Origin of the sequence: Baaleninema sp., assembly GCF_049974805.1 — a bacterium.
Taxonomy (GTDB): Bacteria; Cyanobacteriota; Cyanobacteriia; order Cyanobacteriales; family Geitlerinemataceae; genus Baaleninema.
This window is the reverse complement of sequence record NZ_JBNGCO010000202.1, coordinates 1-3,865: the sequence shown is the minus strand read 5'-3', so window position 1 is coordinate 3,865 and position 3,865 is coordinate 1. Positions and strand designations below refer to the sequence as shown.

At 51.0% G+C, this 3,865-nt stretch carries 3 protein-coding genes; 2 read left to right on the top strand and 1 reads right to left on the bottom strand.

Annotated elements, in window-relative coordinates; all coding sequences use genetic code 11:
- On the bottom strand, positions 1 to 262 hold a 262-nt coding region (locus tag ACP5D4_RS21175; RefSeq protein WP_428013588.1), incomplete at its 3' end, for a hypothetical protein.
- 196 nt (positions 263 to 458) lie between these two features.
- Here ACP5D4_RS21175 and ACP5D4_RS21170 point away from each other — a divergent pair.
- Positions 459 to 1,514 (top strand): acyl-CoA dehydrogenase family protein, encoded by a 1,056-nt coding sequence (locus tag ACP5D4_RS21170; protein WP_428013587.1) that lies wholly within the window; start codon positions 459 to 461, stop codon positions 1,512 to 1,514.
- Between the two features lie 40 nt (positions 1,515 to 1,554).
- Positions 1,555 to 3,420: an ArnT family glycosyltransferase gene (locus ACP5D4_RS21165; RefSeq protein WP_428013586.1), complete on the top strand. Its 1,866-nt coding sequence runs from the start codon at positions 1,555 to 1,557 to the stop codon at positions 3,418 to 3,420.
- Positions 3,421 to 3,865 lie beyond the last annotated feature (445 nt).

Genomic DNA, 3,865 nt, shown 5'->3' with positions numbered 1-3,865 from the left:
CCAAAATTTCTCGATTGTGCTGCGAAACGGCGATCGCAGCGATTACATTCTCATCCAAATAAGGAATTCGAGCCGTTTTTCCGCGTTCCAAAATCTGAAACCCGTAAAAAACATTTTGATTAAAAATAACCTTCTTCCCCGGAAACGAGAAAATATTGTCTCCCAAATCTTCCGGTAACACCAAAATATCCCGATGGCGATGGTACATCCGACGAAACTGCGATCGATCCACCACCGGAGTCTCGTTTGCAAACCACGTCACCCGGAACTTTTCTGTAAAATGGACGACATAAGCTTCAAACCCCGCTCGATTGAGAATATCCACGTGATGGTATATCTTTTTATTCCCACCCGTCGGGCGATTGTGGCTAAAACAAAAGTAAAAAATCCTCGGGGTTTGCATTCCAAGCAATTACCATAAACGGCAAATCGATCGCACTCAGACATCTCTATATAACATGACTGCCATTCAAACCCCCCTTGATATCGCCGAAACCTATTTACGAGAGAACGTCGCCGCCAACGCCAACGAAATCGATCGCAACCCCGAAGCCTTGCGTCACGCCTTACAAGGGTTAGCCGATCGATCTCTATTATCCCTGCGGGCAGACAATCCCGAAGAATTCCGCCGTTTCCAAGAAATAATCAGCCGCTATTCCGGGGCATTGGCATTTTTACAAACCCAACATCAAAGTGCCGCTGCCATGCTAACCCAAAGCCGCAACCAAGCCCTCAAACAAACCTATCTCCCCCACCTCGCCAACGGAAAACGACTGCTAGGCGTCGGCTTTTCCCAACTGCGGCGTCGCGGAAACCCTCCCCTGAAAGCCGTTTCCGTCGAAGGCGGCTACCACCTCAACGGATTCGTTCCCTGGGTGACAGGATGGAATTTCTTTGAAGCCTTCGTGGTGGGGGCGATGCTTCCCGATGGAAGTTCCGTCTTCGCAATGATGCCCCTGATTGACAGCCAACAAGCCGACGGCGGGGAGATTTCCTTCAGCCAACCGATGGCGATGGCTGCCTTAACCGCCACCAACACCGTCACCGCCGACGTCAAAAACTGGTTTCTCAGCCAAGACGAGGTGTTGTTCGTCAAACCCCCCAACTGGATGGAATCCAACAGTACCACCAACGTACTCCATCATAGTTTCTTTGCCCTCGGATGCGCTCGGGGCGGCTTAGACATCCTCGCCGACGCCGCCGACAAAAAAGCCTTACCCTTTATCCGTCAAGCCTGGGAAAAACTCAATGGCGAACTAACGCAATGTCGAAACGCCATCTTCGACGCGGAACTCGAATCCATTAAATCCTACCGCGATCGCCTGCAACTGCGAGCCTGGGCGATCGATTTAGCGGTTCGATGTGCCACCGCCGCCGTATCCGCCTGTAGCGGGGCATCCAACGCCAGCCAACACCCCGCCCAACGAGTCTATCGCGAAGCCCTTGTTTTCAGCGTTTCCGGGCAAACCCGAGATGTCATGGCGGCAACACTCGATCGCCTAGTTCGCGACTAATCCCCGATAATCGATCCTGTTGGCGTTCATCAGGGAAAAAGTGTTCCGAAAGCAACTGGCAGCCTGGGCAGACGGACTTATATTCATCCTAACCTTAGCAATTCTCGTTTTTGGATTGGGAAGTTACGGGCTGTACGAACCTCACGAAGGGCATTTCGCCGGAGTTGCCCGCGAAATGCTGTTGCGGGGAGATTGGATTACCCCCACACTCAACGGCTCACCTTATTTAAACAAACCGCCGTTACTCTATTGGTCGATCGCAGCCAGTTACCGCCTCCTCGGAATCCACGAATTCGCCGCCAGACTGCCCCTCGCCTTCGCCGGATGGCTGGGTGTTGTCGTCGTGTGGAAGTGGGGGCGAGAGTTGGGAACCCCCGCCACGGGGCGAGTTGCGGCGTTGATGTTAGCCACCGCCTGCGGCTGGTTCATTTTCGTTCACCAACTCCTCCTTGACGTTTTCCTGGGTTCGTTACTGCTGGCGTCTTACTATTGTCTTTGGCGACTGACGGGAGACAAAACCCCTCGAAAATACCAAATCGCCTTTTGGCTGTTGCTGGGGTTGTGCGTGTTAACCAAAGGTCCTTCGATGTTGGTGTTTCCCGCCTTAGCCGTCTTAGGCGTCATCGCCACGCGATCGCCCACTCGCGTCGTTTCGGCGTTAGGATTGCCCTGGGGTATCCTCCTGTTACTGGGGGTAACGTTGCCCTGGAGTCTCGCCGTGGAACGGGAAAACCCAGGATTTCTACAATATTTTCTGTTCAACGAAAACCTACAACGCATCGCCGACAGTCGCTATCCTCCCGATTACGATGTCTCGAAAGTGGGGGGATTGGAATATCTCGGCATTAGCTGGGTTTGGGGAATTCCCTGGGCGTTGACGCTACCCCAAACCCTGGCGATGTTGTGGCAAGAAACGCAACAGGAAAACACCCGAGTGCGTCGATCGCACAGTACTGCCCTTACCATTTTAGCCATCGGTTTCGCCGCGCCAATTCTCTTATTTTTACCCCTGTCGTCGCGGTTGGTGTATTACGGCTTGCCCAGCGTTGCGCCGTTGATGTTACTCTGTGCCTTATGGTGGACGCAGAGTCGTCGTCGGGGCGATCGATGGGGACGAAAATTCGCCGGAATTACCTACGCCGCCTTGGGAGGATTGCTATGCGTCGCCGCTGTCGGAATTCCCAACTGGCTGTCGCCGCAGTTTCCTGAAATCGTCTCCGAAGCCGTCGTCATCGCCTTAGCCATGGGAAGCGGATGTCTCGTCGGTGGCGTGTTGTTGTTGAAGCGTCGCCCCTATCGCGGTTTGGCTGCCATTATTTTAGGAATGGTAGTGACTTACGGGGCAGTCACCCAAGGATTTATCAAATTCGCCGACGAACGTTCCTCGAAAACCCTCATTACTACGGCAGAAAATCGCCTCGAAGAGACGACAATTTGGACGTTTGAAGGTTCTCGAGAATTGGGGGCAGCCGGGGCGATGAGTTTCTACCTCGATCGCGACGGAACCCCGATTTCTGAGATATCTTCCCAACTCTCTCCATCCAATTTCAATGATTCCGAATTCCCCCTCGGCTGGGTTCGCGGAAAACCGGGATTGGCGTATCCTATTGTATTAGTTCTCACCGACAGCGGCGACAATCGCATCCCTCCCGCTTTCCCCGGAAAACCGCCCCGATATCAGATCGATCGAGCGAGGTTACAGGAACTTTGGCAGTTCGATCGCCCCGTAGTTTTCGTCACCGATTTTCTCCGAAATCCCGACGACATCACCGATCCCTTAAATCGTAATTTACCCGAAAATGCTGGAGAACCGTTAATGTCTGTGGGGCAACGCTATCTTTACGGAAATCCGGCGGCGAGACGGCTGTGGAATTTATCGGAAACGATGGATTCGGACAGTCTGTAAGTTTACGGAATTTTGATTTTTTGAATCTTTGAACTTGCAGGTTTTTGGGGAGAAAACTACAATCTTTCGACAAATCAAGTTTTTTTGATTTTAAAGTTTTTTGTAATTTTAGATATTAGATATTGACAAATAAGATATTATCTGAAACGCTTTCTATATAAGAGTTTCACTGAGCCTGTTGGGTGGGTGCATCTCAAAAATGTCAATTTATCAGATGGGAGTCTCTGCACTGAGTTGAGATATTGTTGGGTTTCGCTATCGCTACACCCAACCTACAGTCTTTCAAGATTTTTCAAACAAGATTTTAAAAACAAAGAACAATGGGTTTTGTTTACATCTTCCAAAGCGGAAACGAGAACTATTTCAAAATCGGAAAAACCAAAGATGACGTGGTACGGGTCACTTAAGGTGGCAAGTCTCGAAAGCTTCTTAGAGAAAGCATTTG

Excerpts from the sequence above, each read along its gene's own strand:
- ACP5D4_RS21170 (WP_428013587.1), top strand. The coding sequence starts at position 459 with ATGACTGCCATTCAAACCCCCCTTGATATCGCCGAAACCTATTTACGA.